Source organism: Paraburkholderia sp. Cy-641 (assembly GCF_011752945.1).
Taxonomy (GTDB): domain Bacteria; phylum Pseudomonadota; class Gammaproteobacteria; order Burkholderiales; family Burkholderiaceae; genus Paraburkholderia.
Genome location: NZ_VWWM01000129.1, coordinates 1 through 2,303, shown reverse-complemented (window position 1 = coordinate 2,303; position 2,303 = coordinate 1). Strand labels below are relative to the sequence as shown.

The 2,303-nt window shown below is 67.1% G+C and carries 3 protein-coding genes; 1 reads left to right on the top strand and 2 read right to left on the bottom strand.

Going from position 1 to position 2,303, the window contains the following annotated elements; translation table 11 throughout:
• Positions 1–501 (bottom strand): aminopeptidase P N-terminal domain-containing protein (locus F3J20_RS31635; RefSeq protein WP_205299433.1); only part of this gene is annotated, 501 nt, incomplete at its 3' end.
• A 216-nt stretch (positions 502–717) separates the two neighbouring features.
• Here F3J20_RS31635 and F3J20_RS31630 point away from each other — a divergent pair.
• Positions 718–1,338 (top strand): glutathione S-transferase C-terminal domain-containing protein, encoded by a 621-nt coding sequence (locus F3J20_RS31630; RefSeq protein ID WP_167285829.1) that lies wholly within the window; start codon positions 718–720, stop codon positions 1,336–1,338.
• A 128-nt stretch (positions 1,339–1,466) separates the two neighbouring features.
• Here F3J20_RS31630 and lnt read toward each other — a convergent pair.
• A partial coding sequence (lnt, locus tag F3J20_RS31625) for an apolipoprotein N-acyltransferase (protein ID WP_167285828.1) occupies positions 1,467–2,303 on the bottom strand: 837 nt, incomplete at its 5' end.

The window sequence follows — 2,303 nt, the reverse complement described above, 5'->3', positions numbered from 1 at the left end:
CGCGGCGACGCCGCCGCGGCCTTTCGCGCGCACTGCGTCGAGCCAGCCGCGCACCTGTTCGTCGAGCCGCGCCGAACGGCCGAGCGCGTAATGCAGCGCCGGTTTGTCGGCGAGGATGCGCGGCACCTGCGCGTCGAGTTCGCCGAACGGGAATGCGGCGTCGAAGCCGAACGCTTCGCGCGCACCCTCGGGGCCGAAGCGGAAGCCTTCCCACGTCTCGCGCTCGACGTTCTTCTCGCGGCAGAACAGGATCGAGGCGGGCGCGCCGGGGGCGGCGCTCGCGTCGAGCACGAGCAGCGCCTCGGGCTCGGCGAAGCCGGTCAGGTAATAGAAGTAGCTGTCGTGACGGTACGGGTAGTCGGCGTCGCGGTTGCGCAGCGCTTCCGGCGCGGTCGGGACGATGGCGACGCCGCCGCCCGCGACGCGTAGCGCGGCGAGAACGCGCTCGCGGCGCGTGCGGTAGACGTCGATGGCGATGGTGGGTTCGGTCGGCTGGTTCATCGTGCGATTGTAGCGCTCCGTCCCGTTGTGCTTTCGGTGTCGCGCACGCCGGCGCCGCCGTTTTGCGCGGATTGGCGCGCAGCCTGGCGGCATCGCCGCCGCGGGCATGTTGCAATCCGCCCACAGCGGGTCCGCGCGCGGCTCGCGAAGATGCGGCCGGTACGTTCGTGATGCCCCTGGACCACTTATACTTTCGCCGGATTCAGAAAAAGGCAGATGGTCATGATGAAACTCATCGGTTCGTTCGCCAGCCCGTTCGTGCGCAAAGCGCGAATCGTGCTCGCCGACAAGAAGATCGACTATGAACTGGTGCCCGAGAACGTCTGGGCGCCGGATACCCGGATTCACACGTTCAATCCCATCGGCAAGGTGCCGTGCCTCGTGATGGAAGACGGCGAAGCGGTGTTCGACTCGCGCGTGATCTGCGAATACGTCGATACGCTCTCGCCGGTCGGCAAGCTGATTCCGCCGTCGGGGCGCGAGCGCGTCGAAGTGCGCTGCTGGGAAGCGCTCGCCGACGGCGTGCTCGACGCGGCCGTGCTGATCCGTCTCGAAAGCACGCAGCGCGCGCCCGAACAGCGCGTCGACGCGTGGGTCGCGCGCCAGCAGCGCAAGATCGACGAGGGTCTGATGGCGATGTCGCAGGGGCTCGGCAGCAAGCCGTGGTGCGCGAGCAATCACTACACGCTCGCCGATATCGCGGTGGGCTGCGCGCTCGGCTATCTCGACTTCCGCATGCCGCACCTGAACTGGCGCGAAGCGCATCCGAATCTGGACAAGCATTTCCAGAAGCTGTCGCTGCGGCAGTCGTTTATCGATACGGCGCCGAAGGACTGAACGGAGCGCGTCCGGTGAACGCGGCCTACGGGCGAAGCGCCGGGTGCCTGCCGGCCTGAACCGGAATTTGTCCCTTTGATGAAAAAATGCGCCTGACGGGGTCAGGCGCATTTTTTTGGCGGGTGCGGTTAGCGCGCGTCTTTGCTGCGGTCCTTGCGGCGCCGCGCGATGCCGGGTCCGAACGCGAAACCGAATGCGAGCAGCAGCACCGACACCGCCAGCACCGTGTTGTTGCCGCTCGTCACGTAAGGCGTGTTGCCCGAGGTGCCTTGCACCTTCACGTCGAGCGAGCCGACCGTGTAGGGCGCGAGGCGTCCGATCACGCGGCCGTTCGCGTCGATCGCGGCGGTCATGCCGGTGTTGGTCGCGCGCAGCATCGGCCGGCCGGTTTCGAGTGCGCGCATGCGCGCGATCTGCAGATGCTGGTCGAGCGCGATCGTGTCGCCGAACCACGCGAGGTTGGTCGAATTGACGAGCACGCCGGCCGGCGTCGAGTTTTCGCGCAGCGTGCGCGCGATCTCCTCGCCGAAGATGTCCTCGTAGCAGATGTCGGCCGCGACCGGCTGGTTATGCACCATGAACGGCTTCTGCACCGGCGCGCCACGGAAGAAATCGCCGAGCGGAATGCGCATCAGGTTGACGAACCAGCGGAAGCCCCACGGCACGAACTCGCCGAACGGCACGAGGTGGTGCTTGTCGTAGCGGTAAATGTCGCGCGAGCCCGGCGTGACTCCGAACAGGCTGTTGGTGTAGTCGACCACCCGGCCTTCGGGCGTGATCGTGCCGCCGAGCGCGCCGAACAGGATCGCGCTGCCGGTCGAGTCCGAGAACTCGCGGATCGCGGCCGCGAACGGTGTCGGCAACTGCTGCGCGAGCACGGGAATGGCGGTTTCCGGCGTGACGATCAGATCGGCCGGCTGCGCGGTAATCATCTGCTGATACTGATCGATCGCCGCGCGCATGCA

Coding starts and splice junctions, on each gene's coding strand:
- F3J20_RS31630 (WP_167285829.1), top strand. CDS start 718: ATGGTCATGATGAAACTCATCGGTTCGTTCGCCAGCCCGTTCGTGCGC.